Source organism: Prauserella flavalba, from assembly GCF_003202235.1.
Lineage (GTDB): Bacteria > Actinomycetota > Actinomycetes > Mycobacteriales > Pseudonocardiaceae > Prauserella_A > Prauserella_A flavalba.
The window spans coordinates 161,436-183,897 of sequence record NZ_MASU01000007.1 but is presented as its reverse complement, the minus strand read 5'-3'; the positions used below and the strand labels follow the sequence as shown (position 1 = coordinate 183,897).

The window sequence follows — 22,462 nt, the reverse complement described above, 5'->3', positions numbered from 1 at the left end:
GGGGGCCGTTTGTCAGCGGGCTCGGACGGCGGCGGCGAGGTCGTCGAGGAGGGTGGCCGTCGTGTCCCAGTCCACGCAGGCGTCGGTGATGCTCTGGCCGTAGGCCAGCTCGCCGGCCCTGCCGAGGGTGAGGTCCTGGCGCCCGCCCTCGAGGAAGCTCTCCAGCATCAGCCCGGTGATCCCGCGTTCCCCGGCGCCGATGCGGGCGGCCAGCTCGCTCACCACGCCGGCCTGCCGGTGGTGGTCCTTGCCGCTGTTGCCGTGGCTGGCGTCGACGAGCACCCGCTCGGGCAGCCCGGCCTTGCGCAGGCGGGCGAGCGTGTCGGCGACGGTCTCGGCGTCGTGGTTGGGGCCCGCGCTGCTGCCGCGCAGGATCACGTGACAGTCGGGGTTGCCCGCCGTGGTGAACAGCGCCGCCAGCCCGTCGGAGTTGATGCCGGGGAACACGTGGCTCGCCGCGGCCGCGCGCGTGGCGTCGACGGCGACCTGCACGTCGCCCTCGGTCGAGTTCTTGATCCCCACCGGCATCGACAGCGCGCTGCACAGCTGGCGGTGCACCTGGCTGGCCGCCGTCCGCGCGCCGATCGAGCCCCAGCTCACCGTGTCGGAGATGAACTGCGGCGTGATCGGGTCGAGGAACTCGCAGCCCACCGGCAGTCCGAGCGCGGAGACGTCGAGCAGCAGCTGCCGGGCCAGGCGCAGGCCCTTGTTCACCGCGAAGCTGCCGTCGAGGTCCGGATCGTTGATGAGGCCCTTCCAGCCCAGCGTGGTCCTCGGCTTCTCGAAGTACACCCGCATCACGATGTGCAGCTGGTCGCGGACCTTCTCGGCGTGCGCGGCGAGCCGGCGCGCGTAGTCGAGCGCGGCCTCGGGGTCGTGCACGGAACACGGGCCCGCCACGACGAGCAGCCGGTCGTCACGGCCGTCGAGGATGTCGACGGTGTCGGCGCGGCCCTGCGCGACGGTCTTGGCGACCGCCGCGTCCATCGGGTGCTCCTCGCGCAGCAGCGCGGGCGACAGCAGCGGGCTGACGTGCGTGGTCCGCTGCGCGTCCAGCTGCTGGAGCGGGTCGGTGGTGTCCGCGGGAGCTGCGGTGAGTGACATCGGGAGGCTTCCTTTCCGCAAGCCGTCCCGCGTCCCGAGCCGGCTTGGCGTCCGGCTCGAGGTGGTAGATGGTCAGCGCACGGCGTCGCCGACCGACCCACCGCGGGCCGGCCTGCTAAACCAGAAATAACGCTGCACGGCCGTGACTGTAACAGACGACCGACGCACCTGCACCGATCAAGAGGAGTGCCGCTAGGCTGGCGGCGCCAAGTGTGACGCAGAACAAACGCAGGACAAACGCGGAGGTTTGAACTGATGCGAGTCGGTGTGCTGACCGGCGGCGGGGACTGCCCCGGGCTCAACGCGGTCATCCGTGCGGTCGTGCTCAAGGGCATCGACGTGCACGGCTGGGAGTTCGTCGGCTTCCGCAACGGGTGGCGCGGACCGCTCACCGGGGAGGGCAGGCCGCTGGGCCGCGACGACGTCGAGGGCATCCTCACCCGCGGCGGCACGATCCTCGGCTCCTCGCGGACCAACCCGTACAAGGAGGAGAACGGCACCGAGCGCATCAAGGCGGTGCTCGCCGAGCAGGGCGTGGACGCGCTCGTCGCGATCGGCGGCGAGGACACGCTCGGCGTCGCGAAGCGACTCACCGACGAGGGCGTGAACGTCGTCGGTGTGCCCAAGACGATCGACAACGACCTCGGCGCCACCGACTACACCTTCGGCTTCGACACGGCCGTGCACATCGCCACCGAGGCGATCGACCGCCTGCACACCACCGCCGAGTCGCACCACCGCGCACTCGTCGTGGAGGTCATGGGCCGCCACGCCGGCTGGATCGCGCTGCACTCGGGTCTCGCCGGTGGCGCGAGCGTGATCCTGGTGCCGGAGCGGCCGTTCTCAGTCGAGCAGGTCGTGCAGTGGGTGGAGCGCCGGTTCGAGCGCGAGTACGCGCCGATCATCGTGGTCGCCGAGGGCGCGCTGCCCGAGGGTGGCGCCGAGGTGCTGCAGAGCGGTGAGAAGGACGCCTTCGGGCACGTTCGGCTCGGCGGCGTCGGCACGTGGCTCGCGGAGGAGATCGCCGAGCGCACCGGCAAGGAGTCGCGTGCCGTCGTGCTCGGGCACGTCCAGCGCGGCGGGACGCCGACGGCCTACGACCGCGTGCTCGCCACGCGCTTCGGCCTGCACGCGGTGGACGCGGTCGCCGATGGCGACTTCGGCGTGATGGTGGCCCTGCGCGGCACCGACATCGTGCGCGTCAAGCTCGCCGAGGCCACCGCCGAGCTCAAGACGGTGCCGCCGGAGCGCTACGCCGAGGCCGAGGTCTTCTTCGGCTGAGCGGACGCCTGCCGCTGACGGGGCCGCCCGCCCGTCAGCGGCCCGTTGTCCACATCGGACGGCCGCCCTGCCGTGGCGGCAGCGTGGCCCGGCTACGATCAGCGGATGCCACCCGGAACCCGCGCGGCGCTCGTCGACGCCGCCGCCCGGCTGCTCGACGAGGGCGGCCCCGAGGCCGTGACGCTCCGCGAGGTCGGCCGTCTGGCCGGGGTGTCCCACAACGCCCCGTACAAGCACTTCGCCGACAAGCGCGCGCTGCTGGGCGCCGTCGCCGCCCGCGAGCTGACCGGGCTGGCCGAGGCCTTCGAGCCCGGGCGCGGCGGCGACGCGGGGGAGGTCCTGCGCGCGGCGATGCACCACTACGCCGGCTGGGCCCTGGCGCATCCGGAGCGGTTCAAACTCGTCTTCGGCCGCTGGCCCGGCGACGACCTGCCGGAGCTGGGTGCCGCGGCGGAGACGGCCCAGGCTCGGCTCGTGGCGCTCGTCGCGGCGGCGCAGGAGTCCGGCGCGCTGCCGCCGGGCGAGCCCGAGCGGCTGGGCTCGCTGGTGCGCGCGCTCACCCACGGCGCGGTGGATCTGGCGCTGTCCGGGCACATCGCCGAGGGCGGCAAGGGCAACGCGGGGCCGGGGCAGCTCGTCGACGACCTCTTCCGGTACCTCGCGGGCTGAGTTCTAGGGTTGGCACCATGCGGTTCGGGGGTTTCGGCGAGTACGCCATCGACTTCTACGACGGCCTGATGGTCGACAACTCCAAGACGTACTGGGACGCGAATCTGGCGACGTACAAGTCCGACGTGCGCGCCCCGATGGAGGCGCTGCTCGCCGAGCTGGCGCCCGAGTTCGGCGCCGGGTTCGGCGAGGGCAAGGTGTTCCGGCCCTACCGCGACGTCCGGTTCGCCAGGGACAAGAGCCCGTACAAGACCCACTGCGGCGCGGTGATCGAGCAGGGCCGCGGCGGCGGGGCCTACTACGTCGAGGTGGGGCCCGACGGCCTTCGGGTGGGCGGCGGCTGTTTCCACCTCGCCTCCGACCAGCTCGCCCGGTTCCGGCAGGCGGTCGACACCGAGATCCACGGCGAGGAACTGGCCAGGATCCTCGCCAAGCTGCGCGGGGCGGGATGGGAGATCGCGGGCGACCGCATGAAGACCAAGCCGAGGGGCTTCGATGCCGGTCATCCCCGCCTTGACCTGCTGCGGCACCGCTCGCTGTACGCCGTGCGCGTGTGGGAGCCCGACGACACGCTGCACGAGCGCGCGTGCCTCGACCGGGTGCGCAAGGCGTGGCGGCAGCTGCGGGCGTTCAACGAGTGGGCGAGGGACAGGGTGGGGGCCAGCGAGCTGCCCCGCCGGTGAACCGTTCCTTAACGATCTCGGGATCGGTAAAGACGTACGAGCGGTGAGGGACTAGGCTTCCCGGGTGTGAGCCGACGAGCGAAGATCGTATGTACCCTCGGCCCGGCGACGGCGACGGCGGAGAAGGTCCGTGCGCTCGTCGAGGCGGGCATGGATGTCGCACGCATGAACTTCAGCCATGGCAGCCATGGCGACCACAAGGAGGTCTACGACCTCATCCGTGCCGCGGCGGCGGAGACCGGCCGTGCGGTGGGCATCCTCGCCGACCTGCAGGGCCCCAAGATCCGGCTCGGTACCTTCGCGGGCGGTCCGGTCGAGTGGCGGACCGGCGACAAGGTCCGCATCACCGTCGAGGACGTGGCCGGGACCCACGACCGCGTGTCGACGACTTACAAGGGCCTCGCCAGGGACGCCAGGCCGGGTGACCGGCTGCTGGTCGACGACGGCAAGGTCGGGCTGGTCGTGGACTCCGTCGAGGGCCCGGACGTGATCTGCGAGGTCACCGAGGGCGGCCAGGTCAGCAACAACAAGGGCGTGTCCCTGCCCGGCATGGACGTGTCGGTGCCCGCGCTGTCCGACAAGGACATCGAGGACCTCGAGTTCGCGCTCCAGCTCGGCGTCGACTTCGTCGCGCTGTCGTTCGTGCGCTCGCCCGCCGACATCGACCTCGTGCACCAGGTGATGGACCGCGTCGGCAAGGGCCGGGTCCCGGTGATCGCCAAGCTGGAGAAGCCCGAGGCCGTCTACAACCTCGAGGCGATCGTGCTGGCGTTCGACGGGCTGATGGTCGCGCGCGGCGACCTCGGCGTCGAGCTGCCGCTCGAGCAGGTGCCGCTGGTGCAGAAGCGCGCCATCCAGATCGCGCGGGAGAACGCCAAGCCGGTGATCGTCGCGACGCAGATGCTCGACTCGATGATCAACAACTCGCGGCCGACCCGTGCCGAGGCGTCGGACGTCGCCAACGCGGTGCTCGACGGCGCCGACGCGGTGATGCTCTCCGGTGAGACCAGCGTGGGGCGCTATCCGATCGAGACGGTCGAGACGATGAGCCGCATCGTCGAGGCCGTGGAGGCGGACCTGCCGTCCGTGCCGCCGCTGAGCCACGTGCCCCGCACCAAGCGCGGCGTGATCTCCTACGCCGCCCGCGACATCGGCGAGCGGCTCAACGCCAAGGCTCTGGTGGCGTTCACGCAGTCCGGCGACACCGTGCGCAGGCTCGCGCGGCTGCACACGCGGCTGCCCCTGCTGGCGTTCACCCCGCTGGAGAGCGTGCGCAGCCAGCTGGCGATGACGTGGGGCACCACGGCGCGGATCGTGCCGCACGCCGACTCGACGGACCGGATGATCCAGCAGGTCGACCACGCGATGCTGGAGACGGGCAGGTACCAGGCGGGCGACCTCGTGGTGATCGTCGCGGGCTCGCCGCCGGGGACCGTCGGTTCGACCAACCTGATCCGTGTGCACCGTCTCGGTGAGGACGACCACGCCTGAGGGGCGAGGTCGTCGCGGAGCGTGTTGAATTCCGGGCATGACTGAGCTGGCGAGGGCGGCCGCGTCGGGACTGGACGGAGACGCGGGGCATGGCGGGCAGCTGGTGCTCGACCGGCTGGTGGGCCTGCTGGACCTGGAGAAGATCGAGGAGAACATCTTCCGCGGCGTGAGCCCGCCGCACTCGCCCACACGCGTGTTCGGCGGGCAGGTCGCGGGCCAGGCGCTGGTCGCCGCGGGGCGCACGGTGCCGGAGGAGCGCAAGGTGCACTCGCTGCACGCGTACTTCATCCGGCCCGGCGATCCGAAGGTGCCGATCGTCTACGAGGTCGACCGTATCCGCGACGGCCGGTCGTTCACGACGCGCCGCGTGGTGGCGGTGCAGCACGGCAAGGCGATCTTCGCGCTGTCGGCGTCGTTCCAGCTCGAGGAGGAGGGCGTCGAGCACGGGGAGGAGATGCCCGACGTTCCGGATCCCGAGTCGCTGCCGACGCTGGTGGAACGGACCCGGGACTACGCGGGCAGGCTCGGCCTGCGAGCGCAGCCGAGGCCGATCGACCTCCGCTACGTCAACGACCCGCCGTGGGTCACCAGGGAGAGCGGTGAGCGGCCGGCCCGCAACCAGGTGTGGATGCGCGCCGACGGCACGCTGCCCGACAACCAGCTGCTGCACGTGTGCGTGCTGACCTACGCCTCCGACATGACGCTGTTGGACTCGGTGCTCGCCAGCCACGGCGTGTACTGGGACCTGGACCGGGTGCTCGGCGCGAGCCTCGACCACGCGCTGTGGTTCCACCGGCCGTTCCGGGCCGACGAGTGGTTCCTCTACGACAGTGCCTCGCCGACGGCCTCCGGTGCGCGGGGCCTCGCCACGGGCCGGTTCTTCTCCCGCGACGGCAAGCACCTCGCCACCGTCGTCCAAGAAGGACTCATCCGGATCGTGTGAGCGCGGTCAGCTCGCGACGTGCAGCGGCGGGCGCCCTCGCCGGTGGTGGCGGGCGGGGTCCGGCGCCTTGCTCGTCGCCTCCTCGATGTCGGGGCCGAGCGCGAGGTGGGCGGCGAGGTAGGCGCGGCACGGCAGGGTGCCGCGGCGGCGCGCGAGGAACCGGGACCGCCTGCCGTGGCAGACCGTGCAGTGCCCGGTGGCGTCGGGGCGGTGCTCGGAGAGTACGGACCGCAGCGCCGCGACGAGCAGCGCGTTCTGCTGCCGGGACGATCCGGTGCCCGCGCTCACGGAGCGGGTGATGTCGTCGAGCTTGCGGTGCACGCTCGCCTGTAGCGGGTTGACGATGGGGTCGCGCCCGGGCACGTGGGTCTCCTGCGTTTCATTGCATGGAACACTCTGACCATCAATGGCGGTAGCATACCGTGCGATCCTGCAATTTGCAGTCCATCGATCGGGCAGTGTTGCCCGCCCGCGCCGGAGTCAATGCGTCACCGGGCGTGGAAGCGGCTGGTTAGATGTCGATCGGGGACCGAGTGGACCGGAGGTGAAGCCATGACCCGAGGGCAGGGCCCGACCGTTCGCAGACGCAGGCTGGCGAGCGAGCTACGGCGGCTCCGGGAGGCGGCCGACCTGACGATCGACGAGGTGGGCGAGAAGCTCGAGTGCTCGGCCTCGAAGGTGAGCCGGATCGAGACCGGGCACGTCGGCGTCACGCCGCGCGACGCGCGCGACATGCTCGAGCTGTACGGGGTGCGCGGCGACGAGCAGGAGGCGCTGGTCCAGCTCGCGAGGGAAGCCCGCAAGCGCGGCTGGTGGCACGCCTACAACGAGGTGTTCACGGGTACCTTCGTCGGGCTCGAGGCCGACGCCAGCTCGCTGCGCGCCTTCCAGGCGCTGCTCGTTCCCGGCCTGCTGCAGACCAGGCGTTACGCGCACGCGGTGATCAGGGCCATGCGCCCGGACGCCGAGGAGACCGAGATCGACCGCAGGGTCGCCGCGAGGATGGAACGGCAGCAGCTGCTGCGGGACCCGCACCCGCCCGAGTACTGGGCCGTGATCGACGAGGCGGTGCTGCACCGCGAGGTCGGCGGCACCGAGGTGATGGCGGAGCAACTGGCCCGGCTCCTGGAGGTCGCGCAGCTGCCGCACGTCACCATTCAGGTGGTTCCTTTCAACGCCGGTGCCCACCCCGGAATGGAGGGTCCCTTTCTCATTCTCGGCTTTCCTGAGCAGGCCGATCACGATGTCGTGTACGTCGACAGCACGAGCACGGGGCTCTATCTCGAGCTCGAGGCCGACGTGCGCCGTTATGCCCTCATGTTCGATCATTTGCGAGCCGCCGCCCTCAAACCGGACGACTCGATCCAGGTGATCGCGGAAGCCGGACGGCGGTACGAAACCTGAGAGAGACCTTCACGAGCTAAGGAGTGGGGAAATGGGGACCAAGGTCGACATTCCCGGCCTGGAATGGCGGAAGAGCACGCACAGCGGTGGCGGCAACGACTGCGTCGAGGTCGCCTTCACACCCGACGGCACGGCACTGCGCGACTCGAAGAACCCCGCCGCGGGGCTGCTGACGCTGCACTCCGCAGGCTGGGACGCCCTGCTCAGCGCTGCGCGCTCCGGCGAGCTGAACCTGCGCTGACCCACAGTCTTCCGCCGTCCTCCGGCCCCTTACCCCGGCACCCGCGTCTCGCGGGCGGGTAAGGGGCCGCCGAGTCACCGGGGCTCCCCACTCGACGTGAACGCCCGATGCCGGTGCCCGCGCCTCAGTACGACTCTCGTCCTCACCACAGAGGAACGAGGAGTTGAGAGGGATGACGAGGATGCCGGGGGAGTGGGCGTGGGACGCCGTCAGGGCCGAGGTCGCCTACCGCCAGGAGGAGCTGCGCAAGGCGGGCCGCGGTGCGGCCGCGGCCCGCAGGCGCCGGTGGAGCAGGGCGGTACCGGAGGTCCGGGTTCCCGAACAGCGCGCCGGCGAGTACGACGCGGACAGTCCTAGGGTGCTGCGGCGCGCGAGCTGAGCCGGGGCGCGTCATGCTCTGCGCGAAAACCATGACTGGAATGTCGGTGGGGTACGGGACAATGCTTCTCGTGCCCCGCCTTGGTTCCGGAATTCCGCTCGTCGGCCGTGCCGACGAGCTGGCGCGCCTGCGCGCGGCGGTCGCGCGTGCCGGGCGGTCGGAGGCCTCGACGGTGCTGCTCGCCGGTGACGCGGGGGTCGGCAAGACCCGGCTGCTCACCGAGCTCTCCGCCGACGCGCGGGCGCAGGGTGCGCTGGTGCTGACCGGCCGGTGCCTCGACGTCAGGGAGGGCGGTTTGCCCTACCTCCCGTTCGCCGAGGCGCTGGCTCCGCTCGCGACCACCGGCGACGACGTGATCGCCGCCGCCGTGCGCGCGCGGCCCGCGCTCGCCCGCCTGCTGCCGCTCGTGGCGGAGGAGCCCGCGGCCGATCCCGACCTCGCGCAGCTGTCCGCGCCCGACGTCCACGTGCGGCCCCGGCTGCCTGCCGACCTCGACCTCGGACAGCTGCAGCTCTTCGACGCCGTGCTCGGCGTGCTCACCGAGATCGCCGGGCACCGCACCGTGGTGCTAGTGCTGGAGGATCTGCACTGGGCGGACGGCGCCACGCGCAACCTGCTGTCCTTCCTGGCGTCACGGCTGCGGTCGCAGCGCCTGCTCGTGATCGGCAGCTACCGCGAGGAGGACGTCTACCGCACGCACCCGCTGCGCGCGCTGCTCGTGGAGCTCGTGCGTCTGCCGGCCGTCGAACGCGTGGAGCTGCACCCCTTCGCCGAAGCCGAGGCGAGGGCGTTCGTCGAGGCGCTGGCCGAGGAGCCGCTCACGGCGGAGCAGGTGGCCGACCTGGTCGCCCGCTCGGAGGGCAACCCGTTCTTCGCCGAGGAACTGCTCGCCTCCTGCGCCAGTGGGGACGACGTGCCCGCGGGGCTCGCCGAGCTGCTGCTCGCGCGGCTGGAGCGGCTCGCCCCGGACACGCGCCGCGTGCTGCGCGCGATCGCCGTCGCCGGCGACGCGGTGTCCCATGCCGCGCTGGCCGAGGTGTCCGGCCTCGGGGAGCTGGAACTGGACGAGTCGCTGCGCGAGGCGGTGCAACACCACGTGCTGGTGATCGAGCGCGGCTTCTACCAGTTCCGGCACGCGCTGCTGCAGGAAGCCGTCTACGGTGACCTGCTGCCCGGCGAGCGGACCCGCATGCACGCCGCGTACGCGGCCAGGATCCGCGCGACCCCGCAGGGCAGGGGGCACGAGGCCAAGCTCGCCTACCACAGCATGCGCAGCAAGGACTTCCGCACCGCGCTGACCGCGCTGGTGCAGGCCGCCGACGAGGCGGAGCGGCTCGGCGCGCCCGGCACGGCGTTGCGGCACATCGAGCAGGCGCTGGACATCTGGGACGCCGTGCCGGAGGACGGCAGGCCGGAAGGCTACGACGAGCTGCGGCTGTTGCAGGAGGCCGCACACTACGCGGGCGTGTCCGGCGATCCGGAGCGCGCGATCGCGTTCGCGCGCTCGGCCGTGCAGGCGCTGCCGCCCGATCTCGACGGGGCTCGTGCGGCGATGGTGTGGCGCAGGCTCGCGGAGTCGCTGCTGAGCCTGGACAGCACGTTCGACGAGGCGCCGGGGGCGATCGAGCGGGCGTGGGAGCTGGTCGCCGACGGCGAGCCGAGCCGCGCGAGGGCGTGGGTGCTCGCCACGCGCGCGCAGATCCTGCGTGGCCAGCAGCGGCTCGACGAGGCGTGGTGGAGCGCCGAGACCGCCGTGTCCGACGCCCGTGCGGCAGGGGTCGGCGGCGCGGAGGCGTCGGCGCTCGTGACGCTCGGCGCGCTGGCCGACTCGGCGACGCGGGTGGAGGAGGCCCGGCAGCGGCTCGTGGAGGCCGTGCGCAAGGCCCGTGCGGCGGGGGCGCTGCACGTCGAACTGCGGGCGCTGTACTACCACGCCCTCAGCCACGACGACCAAGGCGAGATCCCGGCCGCGCTCGGCCTGTACCGGCAGGCGGTCGAGCGGGCCGAGGAGACGGGGCTGACGTGGAGCTCGTTCGGGATCGGCTCGCGGCTTCGCTCTGTCGCCCTGCGCTACACCAGCGGCGACTGGCCCGAGGACAGCGGCGAGCGGCCCAACTCCTCGGTGTCGAACACCGTCACCATGATCATGAACACGGCGTGGGTCCACCTGCTGGTGGCGAGGGGCCGCTTCGCCGAGGCCGAGCGGCTCGTGCCCGAGCTGCGGAGCCAGCGCCGCTCGGACCTCTGGATCGCGCTGGCCGCCAGCTCGGGCGGGATCGAGCTGGCGTACTGGCAGGGCGACCACGAGGAGGCCGTGCGCCGCTGCCGCGAAGGCATCGGCTGGCTGGAGGAGCTGGCGCCGAAGGCGATCGGCGGCATCCGCGTCGGCGCGCTCGGCATCGAGGCCGCCGCCGCGTGGGCGGCCGCGGCCCGGCTGCGGGCCGACGTCGCCGCGGCGGGCGCCGCCGTGTCGGCGGGGGAGGAACTGCTGGCCCACGTCCGCGACTGCGCCGAACACGGCCGCCCGCGTACGGGCACGCTCGGCCCGGAGGGGCAGGCGTGGCTCGCGAGGGCCGAGGCCGCGGCCAGTGGTCTGACCGGGCCCGCCGACCCGGCGCTGTGGGCCAAGGCGGCCGAGGCGTTCGGCTACGGCGCCGTGTACGAGCAGGCGATCTGCCGGCTGCACCACGCCGACGCCCTGCTGGCCGCCGGGGACACCGGGCGGCCCACGCACGAGCTGGGCGAGGCGCATGCGCTCGCCGAGCGGCTCAGCGCCGTGCCCTTGGGCGCAGCCGTGCGGGCGCTCGCGAAGCGAGGGCGGATCGCGCTGCCCGGCCTGGCTCCGCCGAGGGAGACCGTCGACCTGCTCACCGAACGGGAACGCTCGGTGCTCGAACGGGTCGCGCTCGGCCGCACCAACCGCCAGGTCGGCGAGGAGCTGTTCATCAGCGAGAAGACCGTGAGCGTGCACCTGTCGCGGGCGATGGCGAAGCTCGGGGCGAGCAGGCGAGCCGAAGCCGTCGCCATCGCCTACGACAAGGGCCTGCTCACCAAGGCCGCGCCGTAGCCGCAGGTAACCTTCCGCAGGGAGTCCACCCCGCCTGCCGCAGTGAAGGCCACCTTCACTGCGTCGAACGCAGTGAAGGTGGCCTTCACTGCGAACGTAGCGGTGCTCCCGTCACGCCCGGCTCAGCGGCCGGGCAGGTGCCGCAGCGCCTTCATGCCCGCCGTCATCGCCTTCGTCCACAGCGCCGGCGGCAGGCCGCGCGGCGGGCGCAGCCGCAGGCCCCGCTGCACGGCGATCGCCTGTGCCTCCGTGTACTTGAGCAGTCCCTCCGCGCCGTTGCGCCTGCCGACGCCGGAGTCCTTCATGCCGCCCATCGGCACGCCGACCGTTCCGAACGTGGCCGCGTAGCCCTCGTTGACGTTGACCGTGCCCGCCTTGAGCCGGGCGGCGACGTCCCAGCCTCGGCGCGCGTCTCGCGTCCACACGCTCGCGTTGAGCCCGAACGGCGTGTCGTTGGCGCGTTCCACCGCGTCGTCCACTTCGGAGTAACCGTAGACCGACACGACCGGGCCGAACGTCTCCTCGGCGAACAGCCTCGCGCGTTCGGTGACGCCGGTGAGGATCGTGGGCTCGTAGAACAGCGGCCCGAGGTCCGGCCGGGCCCGCCCACCGGTGACCACGGTGGCCCCCGTGGCCCTCGCGTCGTCCACATGCGACGACACGGCGGCCAGCTGCTCCCGCGACGTCAGGGAACCCATGCCCGCGCTGTAGTCCAGGGCCGCGCCGAGCCGCAGCGCCTCGGTGCGCGCCGCGAACTCCCTGACGAACTCCTCGCGAATGCTGTCGTGGACGTAGATCCGCTCCACCGAGACGCACAGCTGGCCGGCCGAGGCGAAGCACGCGGTGACCGCTCCGGCCGCGGCCTTGCGGACGTCGGCGTCGGGCAGCACGATCATCGGGTTCTTGCCGCCCAGCTCGAGTGAGTAGCTCGTGAGCCGCGTGGCGATGCGGCCCGCGAGGTCCTTGCCGGTGGGGGTGGAGCCGGTGAAGCAGACGTAGTCGGACTCCTCGACGATCGCGTCGCCGATCCGCGAACCCCGGCCGAGCACGATCTGCCAGGCGTCCACGGGCAGCCCGGCCCGCTCGGCGAGCTCGTGCAGCCACAGCGCGGACAGTGCCGTCTGGTTGTCCGGCTTCTGCACCACGGCGTTGCCCGCGACGAGCGCGGGCAGCACGTCCATCGCGGTGAGGGCGAGCGGGTAGTTCCACGGCGAGATGATGCCGACCACGCCCTTGGGGTGACGGACCTCTCCGGCCTTGGTCAGCACCGGCAGCGCGCCCGGCGCGCGCCTCGGGGCGAGCAGGCGCGGCGCGTGCCTGCCGTAGTGGTCGGCGACGAGCGCGGTGGCGCTCACCTCGTCGAAGGCGTCGAGCCGGGCCTTGCCCGCCTCGATCTGCACCAGGTCCAGCGCCTCGTCCTGGTGCCGGAGCACGAGCTCGTGCAGGCGGTGCAGCACGCGGGCGCGCTCGGCGACGGGCCGGGCGGCCCACGCGCGCTGGGCGCGCCGCGCCTGGGCGAACACGGCACGGGTGTCGGCGTCGGTGGCCTGGGGCAGCACGGCCGTGGTCCACCCGGTGAACGGGGCCTGCATCTCCACGGGCGGCGAGTCCGCACCACCGGCGACGCGGTCGACCAGCGCGGTGGCCCTGCCCGCGGGCGGGGCGCCCGTCACCCCGCCGATCGTGCCCGGCAGCTGTGCGCGTGCGGGAACGGTGCTCGTCATGGCGCCTCCGTGAGCGACGTTGTTACCGACGAGTAGAACATACCGCGAGTATGGCCGCCAGTGCCCGTGCTGGGAACCCTCAGCTCGCGAAGTGGGCCACGGCGATGCGCTTCCACTCGTCGAGCAGCTGCTTGCGCCGGTGCGGGTCGCCGCCGAGCTCGGCGTCCAGGGCGAGTCCGCGCGTGAGGTTCACGGTCAGCCAGTAGAGCGTCTCGACCTTCTCCCTCGGCAGGTTGCCGGACAGCGTCGCGATCTGCTCCAGCGTCGAGCGGCCGAGTGCGCGGTCGACCGGGCGCATGGCCGCGCGCAGCTCGGGGTCGGTGCGTGCCGCGATCCACAGCTCCATCGCGGCCGTGGCGAGCGTGCCGGAGTAGGAGTCCCACAGCAGGTCCACCGCGGCGGCGATCCGCTCCGGCCCCTCCGGCAGCCTGCCGATCTCGGGCTCGCGCTGCTCCTTGAGCCGATTGGTGAGGTGCTCCACCGCGGCGGCCATCAGCTCGGTCTTCGCGGCGAAGTGGTGCTGGAAGGCGCCCTTCGACACGCCGGCCCGCGCGCAGATCTCCTGCATGGATGTGCGCGGGTAGCCCAGTTCGACGAGGCAGTCGATCGTGGCGTCGAGCAGGGCCGTCCTCGTCTGCTCGCGCCGCTCGGCCTGCGTGCGGTGTCCCCGTGCCGTGGTCACGCCGCCCCCTTTACCTGTCCGCCGGGCGGATGTACATTCCGGTCAGAACTTACATTCCAACTGGATTGTTTTCCAGTCACCGGGGATCAGGAGGGCAGGCCCGTGCCGCTGAACATCCAGAGAAGCTCGTGGATGACCGAGGATCTCGACGATTTCCGGCAGCTCGCGAAGACCTTCTGCCAGAAGGAGCTCACGCCGAACCAGGAGCGCTGGATCGCGGCGAAGCAGGTCGACCGCGAACTGTGGACCAAGGCCGGTGAGGTCGGCCTGCTCGCACTGTCCATTCCGGAGGAGTACGGCGGTGGCGGCGGCACGTTCGCCCACGAGGCCGTGCTGTACGAGGAGCAGGCGCGCAGCGGCGACGGCGGCTGGGGCGTGTCCGTCCACAACGGAATCGTCGCGCACTATCTCCTCGCGTACGCCTCGGAGGAGAAGAAGAAGGAGTGGCTGCCGAAGTTCGCCAGTGGCGAGTACGTCGGCGCCGTCGGCATGACCGAGCCGGGCACCGGATCGGACCTGCAGGGCATCAAGACCCGCGCCGTGCGGCAGGGCGACGAGTACGTCATCAACGGCGCCAAGACGTTCATCACCAACGGCGCACACGCCGACCTCGTGGTGCTGGCCGTGAAGACCGACCCCGAGGCGGGTGCGAAGGGCGTCTCCCTGATCGCCGTGCCCACCGACACCGCCGGCTTCCGCCGCGGCCGCGTGCTCGACAAGGTGGGCCTGCGCGGGCAGGACACCGCCGAGCTGTTCTTCGACGACGTGCGCGTGCCCGCCGCGAACCTGCTCGGCGACGAGGAGGGCCAGGGCTTCATCCAGCTCATGCAGCAGCTGCCCCAGGAGCGGCTGATCATCGCGGTCACCGCGGTGGCAGGCATGGAGGCCGCCGTGGAGCAGACGCTGGCCTACACCAAGGAGCGCACGGCGTTCGGCAGGCCCGTCTTCGGCTTCCAGAACACGAAGTTCAAGCTCGCCGAGGCGGCCACCGAGGCCGCCGTGGCCAGGGCGTTCCTCGACCAGTGCATCGAGCGGCACCTCAAGGGCGAGCTGGACGTGCAGGGCGCGGCGATGGCGAAGCTGTGGACCACCGAGCGCGTCAACAAGGTCGTCGACGACTGCGTGCAGCTCTTCGGCGGCTACGGCTACATGATGGAGTACCCGATCGCGCGGGCCTGGGCCGATGTCCGCATCTCGCGGATCTTCGGCGGCACCAGCGAGATCATGAAGGACATCATCTCTCGCACGCTCTGAAAGGGAGTCCCGATGAAGGCTGGGCCGCTCAGTGGCCTCAAGGTGATCGAGCTCGCCGGGCTGGCCCCGGCGCCGTTCGCCTGCACGATCCTCGCCGACCTCGGCGCGGACGTGATCCGCGTCGACCGCGTCGTGCCGGGCGAGGACGTGCTCGGCCTGCCCTACGATCCGCTTCTGCGCGGGCGCAGGACGATCGGCGTGAACACCAAGACGCCGGAGGGTGTCGAGCTGGTGCTCAAGCTGGCCGAGAGGGCCGACGCGCTCGTGGAGGGCTACCGGCCCGGCGTGGCCGAGCGCATGGGACTCGGACCCACGGACCTGCACGCGCGCAACCCGAGGCTCGTCTACGGCCGGGTCACCGGCTGGGGCCAGGACGGGCCGCTCGCGCAGGCCGCCGGGCACGACATCAACTACCTCGGCTTGGCGGGGGCGCTCGAGCCCATCGGCAGGGCCGGGGAACGCCCGGTGCCGCCGGTGAACTTTCTCGGCGACTTCGGCGGCGGAGGGCTGTTCCTCGCGATGGGGATCCTCGCGGCGCTGTACGAGCGGACCTCCTCGGGCAAGGGTCAGGTGGTGGACGCGTCGATGGTTGACGGGGCGGCCCTGCTCACCACGCAGCTCTACGGCCTCAAGGCCAGCGGCGTGTGGGAGGGCGGCCGCGGCGAGAACCTGCTCGACGGCGGCGCGCCCTTCTACGACACCTACGAGTGCGCCGACGGCAAGTACGTCGCGGTCGGCGCACTGGAGATGCGGTTCTGGGCCGCGCTCGTGCAGGTGCTCGACCTCGACGCCGACGAGCTGCCCGTGCACCTGGACCAGCGCGAGTGGCCGCGGTTGCGCAAGATCCTCGCCGAGGCCATCGGCAAGCACACCCGCGACGAGCTGGTCGCCAGGGCGGAGGGCACGGACGCGTGCCTCACCCCGGTGCTCTCGCCGTGGGAGGCGGCGGAACACCCGCACAACGCGGCGCGGGGCACGTTCGTCGACGTCGGCGGCGTCACGCAGCCCGCGCCGGGGCCCAAGTTCGACCGCACCCCGCCCGCGACCCCGGAGCCGCCGCACGAGAAGGGCGCCGACACCGCCGAGGTGCTGCGGGAGCTGGGCCTCGGCGACGACGAGATCGCGCGGCTGCGCGACGGGGGCGTGACGGCCTGAGGCGTGTCGTACCCGCGGTGGGTGGCCGAGCACGCCTAGGGTGACCCCTGTCAGCCGGACTGAAGGGAATTCACGACCTACGGGCAGTCACTACCGCCGCCCATTCGCGTGATTACCCGTCGGGATGCCCGGGGGTAGGGCATCATGGCGGTGTACTGCGCGGGGAGAGCAGCGCGGTCACCGTGCACGTTCGGTGCCGCCGAGATGAATCGGATGGAGCTATGTCGCCGGGTCTCAAGAAAATCCTCATCTTCGGCGTCGTCGCACTCGTCCTGTTCTTCTTGATCACCCGGCCGACCGAGTCGGCCGACGCCGTCCAGGCCGCCCTCGGCTGGCTGCGGGACGGCGCCGAAGCCATCGTCACGTTCGTGCAGAGCCTCTTCTCCTGACCCGAAACAGCGCCCGGCCGGCACCGCGAACCCGGTGCCGGCCGGTTTGGCGCGCGCGAGCCGAATGCGATCACTCTCCGTGGCGAAACTCGATTTTCGACATGGTTGCTCCACCATCCGGGTGGATTCACGGGGTTAAGACGCTGGTCAACGGATTGGTCACCGAGAAGGTCTGGCGGAGGGCTGGCCCGCTCTCATACGGTGCTCACATTGCGTGATCGGCCGGTTCCCCAGGCCTCACGCCGACATCTCGAACAACGTTGCTCGACCAGTCTTTTGCGATACGACAGCAGTGCCGTTGCAGAGGAGGCAGGGATGCGAGATCCCGGAGTTGACGCGGTGATCCGGCAGTGGACGTCCGAGCGCCAGCAGAGCGCCGAGGACCGCGAGATCACCAGGATCGCGTCGGCGTGGCTGGCGGAGGCCCCGCAGACCTCCCAGCCGGCCCCGGGCATCCCGGGCCAGCGCAGGAACACCGGTGCCGGCAGCTGGGCGCCGGTCGACGCCGCCGACCCCGGTTACCTCGCCGCCATGCGCGAGCGTCTTCCCGAGGTCCCCGACGAGCTGCTGACGGCCGCGGCCGGCTGGTGGCAGATGATCGGCGACGTGAGCGAGGCCGAGGCGTGGTGGGACGCCGGCATCAGCCCGCTCGACCAGCGTGCGCTCGACTATCGTGCCGCGGGCCTCACGCCCGCCGACCTGAGCAAGCGGCTCGGCCCGCTCACCGTGCTCGAGCACCTGCGCCGCGGCAGCGCCCCGGCGTGGTGCGTGGCCAGGCTCTCGCGGCAGCGCCGCGACGCCGCCAGCTGATCTCTCCAGGCCCGTAACGCTAGGCTGCACCGGCTCGTTGTCAGAAGGTCACAAGGTCGGCCAGGTGGGGGGCCCAGCGGTGCAGGATCCGGGGACGCCCGAGACGACGCGTCCGGGCCGGGCGGCCCTCGTCCGACTGGTCATCGTCGTCGCCGTACTGGGCGTGGCGGGCGCGGGAGCGTGGCTCATCGCCCGCGCGGGCACTCCGGAGGCGAGCCCGACCACCACCGACATCCCCGCCCTCCAGGTGGAACCCGCCGACGTCGAGCCGGGATCGGTGATCCCGGCGGCCGACACGATCGCGGGCGCCGAGACAGGTGCCGGCCAGGTCCGGCCCCGGCCACAGGCCGGTGCGGACCCGCTCCGGGAGTGGGCGGAACGGACGTCGGCCGCGGTCGGCGTCCCGGCCAGGGCCCTGCGGGCCTACGGCAACGCCGAGCTCGCGATGCGGGCCCACCAGCCGGACTGCCGGATCTCCTGGGCCACCCTCTCCGGGATCGGCCGCATCGAGTCCGATCACGGCCAGTACCGCGACGCCGTGCTCGGCGACGACGGCAGGCCGTCCACCCCGATCATCGGCGTCCCCCTCAACGGTTCCCCCGGGGTGCGGGCCATCCCCGACACCGACGGCGGCGCGCTCGACGGCGACCCGGTGCACGACCGGGCCGTCGGCCCGATGCAGTTCATCCCGTCCACCTGGGAGCGCTGGGCCAGCGACGGCGACGGCGACGGGCTCGCCGACCCGCAGCAGATCGACGACGCGGCGCTGACCGCGGCCCGGTACCTGTGCGCGGGCGGGCGCGACATGGCCAGTGCCGAGGGCTGGTGGGCCGGGATCATGTCGTACAACAACTCCGTCGAGTACGCGCAGAAGGTCTTCGGCCTCGCCGACACCTACGCGAGGCAGGCGCAGACCGCGCAGGGCTGACCTGTGGCGGCCCTCACGTCGGGGTTAGTGCTAGTTTCGTTGGCGTGTCCCTGAGCTCCACGACGGCACGCCGGCTCGCTATCGTCGGCGTCTCCGTGCTGAGCTTGATCATCTGCTGCGGGCTCGCCTGGTGGCAGTGGGAGCGCTACTCCTCGGCCGGAGGCACGTTCCAGAACCTGGGTTACGTCCTGCAGTGGCCGCTGTTCGGGCTCTTCCCCGCCTTCATGTTCTGGCGCATCCGCAGGCTGAACCGGCAGGCGAGGGAAGCCGAGCAGCACGGCGCGAGCGAAGGGCACACGCCGAGCAGTGGCCGGGTCGAGTGGGGCCGCAGGCCCGCCGACGTCCCGGCACCCCGTCCTGCCGCGCGTCAGGCTCCGCCTGCCGACGACGAGGACGAGGAACTGGCCGCCTACAACAGGTACCTGGCCGAGTTGAACGCCCGCGACCAAGAGGTGACATGACATGGTGACGACCGACCGCGACGAGACGCAGGCGGCTCCGGCCGCGACGTCCTTGCGTGGACCACTCCAGCGGTTCCGCATCGCGGCCTTCGCCACCGGCATCGGGCTGCTCGGGCTGTGCGCGGTGATGATCGTGCGCTACGGCTTCGACAACCCGGAACCGTCCGCGATCTACTCGCCCATCCACGGCGTGATCTACATGATCTACCTGGTCGTGGCGGTCGACCTCGCGCTCAAGGCGCGCTGGTCGGTGAAGGGGACCGTCGGCGTCCTGCTCGCCGGCTGCGTCCCCCTCCTCTCCTTCTACGTCGAGCGCAAGGTGACCCAGCGCGTCACCGAGGGCCGCAAGCTCTGACCGAATACGGCGGCACGGTGCAGCCGCGCAGCGCCTCGGCGTCGATCGATGCCGGGCGGTAGCCCGCTCCGGCCGCGAGCCGCGCGGTCATGGCGCCCACCGGATCGGCCACGGTGTCGGGCCGGCCGGACAGGAACGCCCACTCGTGCTCGTCGGAGCCGAAGTACACGACCGTGCCGAACACCTCGGTGAACCGGCGCCACGCCGCGAGCAGCGTCTCGTTGCGCCACAGCGTGGGGCAGCCCGCCTGGCAGGTCACCACGCCGCCCGGGGCCAGCACGCCCGCGCAGCGGCGCAGGAAGTCCGCCTCGTAGAGCCGGTTGTGCTGCGCCTGCTCGTCGGTGTTCTCGTCGGGCAGGTCGATCACCACGACGTCGTAGCGGTTCGTCGTGCCCGCGAGGAACTCGAAGCCGTCGCGGTAGTGCACCCGCACCCGGCCCTCGCCGCGCTCGGCCGCGGCCAGCTCGGCGGGGGAGTAGCCGTAGGGCAGGTGCTCGGCGCACGCGCGCACGGTGACGTGGTCGATGTCGACGTGGTCGACCAGCTCGGCGCCGTGCGCGACGGCGAGCCGGCTCACGACACCCTCGCTGGAGCCGATGATCAGCACGTTGCGCACCTGCTCGGCCAGCAGCAGCGGCGGCACCATCAGCGCCTCGTGGTAGACGAGCTGGCTCTGCTCCGTGCTCTGCCGCTCGTCGTCGCAGAACAGCGTGACACCCTGGGCGGTCCGCCCGATCACGACGTGCTGGAAGTCGGTGTGGGTGTCGAGGATGGTCTCGGACACCTCCCAGACCCTGGTGAGCCCCGGCCCGAGCGGTTCGACGATCTGCCTGCTCATCTCACGTCCCCGCGGTGGCGGCCTGCCGTCCGCGCTGGACGGTCCTCATGGTCAGCGAGCCGGTGCCGAGCGCGGCGGCGAGCAGCCGCACGGCCTCCTCGGGATCGGCCCGGTCGCCGCAGGTGAACACGTCGACGAACACCGCGCCGATCTCCGGATAGGTGTGCACCGAGGCGTGCGACTCGGCCAGCATGGCGAGCACGGTGACGCCCTGTGGCTCGAAGCGGTGCGCGATCACCTCGCGCACGGTCGCCCCGGCGGTGGTCAGCGTGTCCGCGAGCGTGGTGCGCAGGAACGACTCGTCGTCGAGCAGTCCCGGCTCGATGCCGTCCAGCTCGGCCAGGACGTGCCTGCCGGAGAAAACGCCGACCTCGGCGAACTCACTCGGCACTGCGGGGCCTCCCTTCATGGATGCTGTGGATGCAGTAGGTGCGCAGGGGCGGGATACCGTTGAACGCCACCGACGAGTAGCTCGCCGTGTAGGCACCGGCGGAGAGGATGTCGATCCGGTCGCCCGGCCGCAAGGACAGGGGCAGCCGGTAGGGCGTCCGCTGGTACAGCACGTCGTCACCATCGCACGTCGGACCTGCGATGATCACCGGCCCGTCCGCCGCGGAGTGATCTGTGACAACCTCGAGCCGGTAGGCGATCGCCTCGTTCTCCGTCTCGGCCAGCCCGTTGTAGCGGCCGATGTCGAGGTACACCCAGCGTTCCGCGTCGTCGGCGGACTTGCGGGACACGAGCACGACCTCGCAGCGGACGAGCCCCGCCTCGGCGACGATCGCCCTGCCCGGTTCGAGCACCACCTCGGGTGCCTGCCCGGGAAGATGCTCGCGCAGGGCGGCTCCGATCGCGGCGGCGTAGTCGGCGGGGGCGGGCACCGGGCCGGTGTAGCCGACACCGATCCCGCCTCCGACGTTGAGCCTGCGCAGCGGCACGCCGTGTTCCGCCGTCGCCGTGAACACCTTGGCGGCCGACGCGATCGCGAGGTCCCAGGCACCGGTGTCGAGCTGCTGCGAGCCGACGTGGAAGCTGACGCCCGCGGGATCGAGGCCGAGTTCGGCGGCCCGCAGCAGGAGCGGGACGGCCTGGTCGGCGGCACAGCCGAACTTGCGGCCGAACGGTGTCACCGAGGCGGGTGCCTCGACGAGCAGGCGCACCGACACCTGCGCGCCCTGCGCCTCCTCCGCGACGTTGACCAGGTCGCTCTCGGCTTCGATCACGTACTCGCGCACGCCCGCGCGGTGGGCGAACGCGATGTCGGCCCGTTTCTTGACGGTGTTGCCGTACGACAGCGTCTCCGGGGCGGCCCCCGCGGCGAGGCAGAGCTCGATCTCCGCCGGGCTCGCAACGTCGAAGGAGGCGCCGGCCGCCACGAGCGCGCGCAGGACGGCGGGTTCGGGGTTGGCCTTGACGGCGTACTGGATCCGGCAGCCGTCGAACGTCGCCGCCAGCGCGTGGTAGCGCTCCAGCACGGTGTCGACGTCGATCACGAGACAGGGAGTGGGTGGGTCGTGTTCGGCGAGGAAGCCGCGAATTCGATCGAGCGTGGTACTCACTCTGCCCAGGGTCTCAGCTCCCGGCACGTCGCGGGAACGCGGCTCCATTCCGCGCAGTGGGGCTGCACCGCGAGGAGCAGAGGGGGCGAAGTTGCAGTCCTGACCTCGGCGTCAGCTCCTCACGCGACGGCGAGGAGCTGCCTATTCACCTGGCGATCCGGTGCCGGAAATGTGGGGCTGCGACCATTGTGCAAACAGTTCGGTGCGAATTGGCCGCGATACGAATCCGATCTCCGCATGGGCTGTGCCGGCAATTCCGGAAGGCCGCGGAATGCGTCAGGGCGGGCTTCCGGGGAGCCGGGCGGCGGCTCGGCCGTCCGAGCGCCGCCGGCGGCCCGTCCGGTGGCCCTCGTGGTGTCGCGGGACGCCCTTCCGCGACCTGATCGCGGGTAAGTCCAGGCTAAATCGCAGGTTCACCGGCTGGACCGGCCCCGATGTCGCACTCGGTCATCGTCGGCGGGGATTCCTGAACCAAAGGGTGAATGATTCCCGAACCCGACACCGATGCGATTTACCCTGGGTAGCAGGCCACGATGGGAGAACGTGGCCCGCCCCGTGGTGTCCGACATGTCACGCTTTGGTGAAGATCCCCTGGCCGGGCCACTGAACTCGTTAAGAAGCACCGGATACATCCCGTTCGCCGAAGCCACAACATCGGGGACTCTTTGGCGTGTTCACTCCACCGTGACGGCGTGTCGGCTAGGCCGTTCGAGTGGCGTGAATGCCGCCCATTGGGCTATGTGGGTGACGCTTGATGCCTTGTCTGCGATGAATACGGTAACCGAATTGCGGGGTATCAGATCGCCGTCGGGTGATTCGGTAGGCCACCGAAGAGTGAAAATCGGTATTTCCGCTGGTCACGGGCCGCGGATCGAGAGCATTTGCCGAGCACCCGATTGGTGTACGCTTTCTGGCACCTCGACCGAAGTCAATTGGGCACTGATACGCGCCTGGACGCTGTGCAGTTCGCATGATGCGATGTGCGGTGCCCTCAGGGGGTTGACGGACGTCGTGCCGGTAGACGTACGACAACGGCTGAATGCTG

23 protein-coding genes are annotated in these 22,462 nt (G+C 71.6%); 16 read left to right on the top strand and 7 right to left on the bottom strand.

Translation table 11 applies throughout. From position 1 onward, the window contains the following. Window positions 1-12: 12 nt before the first annotated feature. The gene (locus tag BA062_RS19365; RefSeq protein ID WP_110338688.1) at window positions 13-1,104 is read right to left on the bottom strand and encodes a 3-deoxy-7-phosphoheptulonate synthase; all 1,092 of its coding nucleotides are present in this window, start codon (window positions 1,102-1,104) and stop codon (window positions 13-15) included. A 255-nt stretch (window positions 1,105-1,359) separates the two neighbouring features. Here BA062_RS19365 and BA062_RS19360 point away from each other — a divergent pair, with 255 nt between their 5' ends. The 5 genes from BA062_RS19360 (at window position 1,360) to tesB (ending at window position 6,171) form a co-directional block, all read left to right on the top strand. After that, on the top strand, window positions 1,360-2,385 hold the full coding sequence (locus BA062_RS19360) for a 6-phosphofructokinase (RefSeq protein ID WP_110338686.1): 1,026 nt from the start codon (window positions 1,360-1,362) through the stop codon (window positions 2,383-2,385). Between the two features lie 105 nt (window positions 2,386-2,490). Continuing rightward, on the top strand, window positions 2,491-3,054 hold the full coding sequence (locus tag BA062_RS19355; RefSeq protein WP_110338684.1) for a TetR/AcrR family transcriptional regulator: 564 nt from the start codon (window positions 2,491-2,493) through the stop codon (window positions 3,052-3,054). 17 nt (window positions 3,055-3,071) lie between these two features. Continuing rightward, entirely contained in the window at window positions 3,072-3,737 is a 666-nt protein-coding gene (locus tag BA062_RS19350; RefSeq protein ID WP_110338682.1) for a DUF2461 domain-containing protein, read from the top strand. Between the two features lie 66 nt (window positions 3,738-3,803). Continuing rightward, on the top strand, window positions 3,804-5,228 hold the full coding sequence (gene pyk / locus BA062_RS19345) for a pyruvate kinase (RefSeq protein WP_110338680.1): 1,425 nt from the start codon (window positions 3,804-3,806) through the stop codon (window positions 5,226-5,228). Window positions 5,229-5,265: 37 nt separating this feature from the next. Continuing rightward, window positions 5,266-6,171 carry an acyl-CoA thioesterase II gene (gene tesB, locus BA062_RS19340; RefSeq protein ID WP_110338678.1) on the top strand — a complete coding sequence of 302 codons (906 nt, stop codon included), beginning with the start codon at window positions 5,266-5,268 and terminating at the stop codon, window positions 6,169-6,171. A 6-nt stretch (window positions 6,172-6,177) separates the two neighbouring features. Here tesB and BA062_RS19335 read toward each other — a convergent pair whose 3' ends face one another. Beyond that, window positions 6,178-6,534: a hypothetical protein gene (locus tag BA062_RS19335; RefSeq protein WP_245959904.1), complete on the bottom strand. Its 357-nt coding sequence runs from the start codon at window positions 6,532-6,534 to the stop codon at window positions 6,178-6,180. Between the two features lie 189 nt (window positions 6,535-6,723). Here BA062_RS19335 and BA062_RS19330 point away from each other — a divergent pair, with 189 nt between their 5' ends. From BA062_RS19330 to BA062_RS19315, 4 genes are all read left to right on the top strand, one after another. Next, window positions 6,724-7,575 carry a helix-turn-helix domain-containing protein gene (locus tag BA062_RS19330; RefSeq protein WP_110338674.1) on the top strand — a complete coding sequence of 284 codons (852 nt, stop codon included), beginning with the start codon at window positions 6,724-6,726 and terminating at the stop codon, window positions 7,573-7,575. Window positions 7,576-7,606: 31 nt separating this feature from the next. Then, window positions 7,607-7,816 carry a DUF397 domain-containing protein gene (locus BA062_RS19325; protein WP_110338673.1) on the top strand — a complete coding sequence of 70 codons (210 nt, stop codon included), beginning with the start codon at window positions 7,607-7,609 and terminating at the stop codon, window positions 7,814-7,816. Window positions 7,817-7,988: 172 nt separating this feature from the next. After that, a complete protein-coding gene (locus BA062_RS19320) occupies window positions 7,989-8,195 on the top strand; it encodes a hypothetical protein (RefSeq protein ID WP_245959903.1) in 207 nt (68 codons plus the stop codon). Window positions 8,196-8,256: 61 nt separating this feature from the next. Then, window positions 8,257-11,262 (top strand): helix-turn-helix transcriptional regulator, encoded by a 3,006-nt coding sequence (locus tag BA062_RS19315; RefSeq protein WP_110338672.1) that lies wholly within the window; start codon window positions 8,257-8,259, stop codon window positions 11,260-11,262. 122 nt (window positions 11,263-11,384) lie between these two features. On the opposite strand, the gene BA062_RS19310 is transcribed toward BA062_RS19315, so the two are convergent. Next, window positions 11,385-12,986 (bottom strand): succinic semialdehyde dehydrogenase, encoded by a 1,602-nt coding sequence (locus tag BA062_RS19310; RefSeq protein ID WP_110338671.1) that lies wholly within the window; start codon window positions 12,984-12,986, stop codon window positions 11,385-11,387. A 79-nt stretch (window positions 12,987-13,065) separates the two neighbouring features. Beyond that, window positions 13,066-13,668 (bottom strand): TetR/AcrR family transcriptional regulator, encoded by a 603-nt coding sequence (locus BA062_RS19305; protein ID WP_110338670.1) that lies wholly within the window; start codon window positions 13,666-13,668, stop codon window positions 13,066-13,068. Window positions 13,669-13,800: 132 nt separating this feature from the next. On the opposite strand from BA062_RS19305, the gene BA062_RS19300 reads away from it, so the two are divergent. The 7 genes from BA062_RS19300 to BA062_RS19275 all read left to right on the top strand — a co-directional run bounded on the left by BA062_RS19300 (window position 13,801) and on the right by BA062_RS19275 (window position 19,020). Next, on the top strand, window positions 13,801-14,922 hold the full coding sequence (locus BA062_RS19300) for an acyl-CoA dehydrogenase family protein (RefSeq protein WP_425452932.1): 1,122 nt from the start codon (window positions 13,801-13,803) through the stop codon (window positions 14,920-14,922). A 12-nt stretch (window positions 14,923-14,934) separates the two neighbouring features. Further along, entirely contained in the window at window positions 14,935-16,077 is a 1,143-nt protein-coding gene (locus tag BA062_RS19295) for a CaiB/BaiF CoA transferase family protein (protein ID WP_110338668.1), read from the top strand. A 221-nt stretch (window positions 16,078-16,298) separates the two neighbouring features. Then, window positions 16,299-16,466 (top strand): hypothetical protein, encoded by a 168-nt coding sequence (locus BA062_RS39885; protein WP_168214022.1) that lies wholly within the window; start codon window positions 16,299-16,301, stop codon window positions 16,464-16,466. A 315-nt stretch (window positions 16,467-16,781) separates the two neighbouring features. Next, entirely contained in the window at window positions 16,782-17,276 is a 495-nt protein-coding gene (locus BA062_RS19290) for a helix-turn-helix transcriptional regulator (RefSeq protein WP_110338666.1), read from the top strand. A gap of 64 nt (window positions 17,277-17,340) precedes the next feature. Further along, on the top strand, window positions 17,341-18,204 hold the full coding sequence (locus BA062_RS19285; RefSeq protein ID WP_168214021.1) for a lytic transglycosylase domain-containing protein: 864 nt from the start codon (window positions 17,341-17,343) through the stop codon (window positions 18,202-18,204). A 44-nt stretch (window positions 18,205-18,248) separates the two neighbouring features. After that, window positions 18,249-18,665, top strand: a complete 417-nt coding sequence (locus BA062_RS19280) for a hypothetical protein (RefSeq protein ID WP_110338662.1) — start codon at window positions 18,249-18,251, stop codon at window positions 18,663-18,665. 1 nt (window position 18,666) lies between these two features. Further along, window positions 18,667-19,020: a DUF3817 domain-containing protein gene (locus BA062_RS19275; RefSeq protein ID WP_110338660.1), complete on the top strand. Its 354-nt coding sequence runs from the start codon at window positions 18,667-18,669 to the stop codon at window positions 19,018-19,020. Here the strand turns inward: BA062_RS19275 and BA062_RS19270 are convergent. From BA062_RS19270 to BA062_RS19260, 3 genes are read right to left on the bottom strand one after another with little or no spacing between them, the layout of a single operon-like run. Beyond that, complete coding sequence (locus tag BA062_RS19270) at window positions 18,998-19,858, bottom strand: spermidine synthase (RefSeq protein ID WP_110338658.1); 861 nt, start codon at window positions 19,856-19,858, stop codon at window positions 18,998-19,000. The two genes, BA062_RS19275 and BA062_RS19270, sit on opposite strands and share 23 nt — an antisense overlap. A 1-nt stretch (window position 19,859) precedes the next feature. Beyond that, on the bottom strand, window positions 19,860-20,249 hold the full coding sequence (speD, locus tag BA062_RS19265; RefSeq protein ID WP_110338656.1) for an adenosylmethionine decarboxylase: 390 nt from the start codon (window positions 20,247-20,249) through the stop codon (window positions 19,860-19,862). Then, the gene (locus BA062_RS19260; protein WP_110338654.1) at window positions 20,239-21,417 is read right to left on the bottom strand and encodes a type III PLP-dependent enzyme; all 1,179 of its coding nucleotides are present in this window, start codon (window positions 21,415-21,417) and stop codon (window positions 20,239-20,241) included. Before BA062_RS19260 ends, speD begins: the two co-directional genes overlap by 11 nt. Between the last annotated feature and the right edge of the window lie 1,045 nt (window positions 21,418-22,462).

Excerpts from the sequence above, each read along its gene's own strand:
- BA062_RS19290 (WP_110338666.1), top strand. The coding sequence starts at position 16,782 with ATGCGAGATCCCGGAGTTGACGCGGTGATCCGGCAGTGGACGTCCGAG.
- BA062_RS19315 (WP_110338672.1), top strand. The coding sequence starts at position 8,257 with ATGCTTCTCGTGCCCCGCCTTGGTTCCGGAATTCCGCTCGTCGGCCGT.
- BA062_RS19360 (WP_110338686.1), top strand. The coding sequence starts at position 1,360 with ATGCGAGTCGGTGTGCTGACCGGCGGCGGGGACTGCCCCGGGCTCAAC.
- tesB (WP_110338678.1), top strand. The coding sequence starts at position 5,266 with ATGACTGAGCTGGCGAGGGCGGCCGCGTCGGGACTGGACGGAGACGCG.
- BA062_RS19275 (WP_110338660.1), top strand. The coding sequence starts at position 18,667 with ATGGTGACGACCGACCGCGACGAGACGCAGGCGGCTCCGGCCGCGACG.
- BA062_RS19350 (WP_110338682.1), top strand. The coding sequence starts at position 3,072 with ATGCGGTTCGGGGGTTTCGGCGAGTACGCCATCGACTTCTACGACGGC.
- BA062_RS19270 (WP_110338658.1), bottom strand. The coding sequence starts at position 19,858 with ATGAGCAGGCAGATCGTCGAACCGCTCGGGCCGGGGCTCACCAGGGTC.
- BA062_RS19355 (WP_110338684.1), top strand. The coding sequence starts at position 2,491 with ATGCCACCCGGAACCCGCGCGGCGCTCGTCGACGCCGCCGCCCGGCTG.
- BA062_RS39885 (WP_168214022.1), top strand. The coding sequence starts at position 16,299 with ATGTCGCCGGGTCTCAAGAAAATCCTCATCTTCGGCGTCGTCGCACTC.
- BA062_RS19330 (WP_110338674.1), top strand. The coding sequence starts at position 6,724 with ATGACCCGAGGGCAGGGCCCGACCGTTCGCAGACGCAGGCTGGCGAGC.
- BA062_RS19310 (WP_110338671.1), bottom strand. The coding sequence starts at position 12,986 with ATGACGAGCACCGTTCCCGCACGCGCACAGCTGCCGGGCACGATCGGC.
- BA062_RS19365 (WP_110338688.1), bottom strand. The coding sequence starts at position 1,104 with ATGTCACTCACCGCAGCTCCCGCGGACACCACCGACCCGCTCCAGCAG.
- BA062_RS19295 (WP_110338668.1), top strand. The coding sequence starts at position 14,935 with ATGAAGGCTGGGCCGCTCAGTGGCCTCAAGGTGATCGAGCTCGCCGGG.
- BA062_RS19320 (WP_245959903.1), top strand. The coding sequence starts at position 7,989 with ATGACGAGGATGCCGGGGGAGTGGGCGTGGGACGCCGTCAGGGCCGAG.
- BA062_RS19300 (WP_425452932.1), top strand. The coding sequence starts at position 13,801 with ATGACCGAGGATCTCGACGATTTCCGGCAGCTCGCGAAGACCTTCTGC.
- BA062_RS19325 (WP_110338673.1), top strand. The coding sequence starts at position 7,607 with ATGGGGACCAAGGTCGACATTCCCGGCCTGGAATGGCGGAAGAGCACG.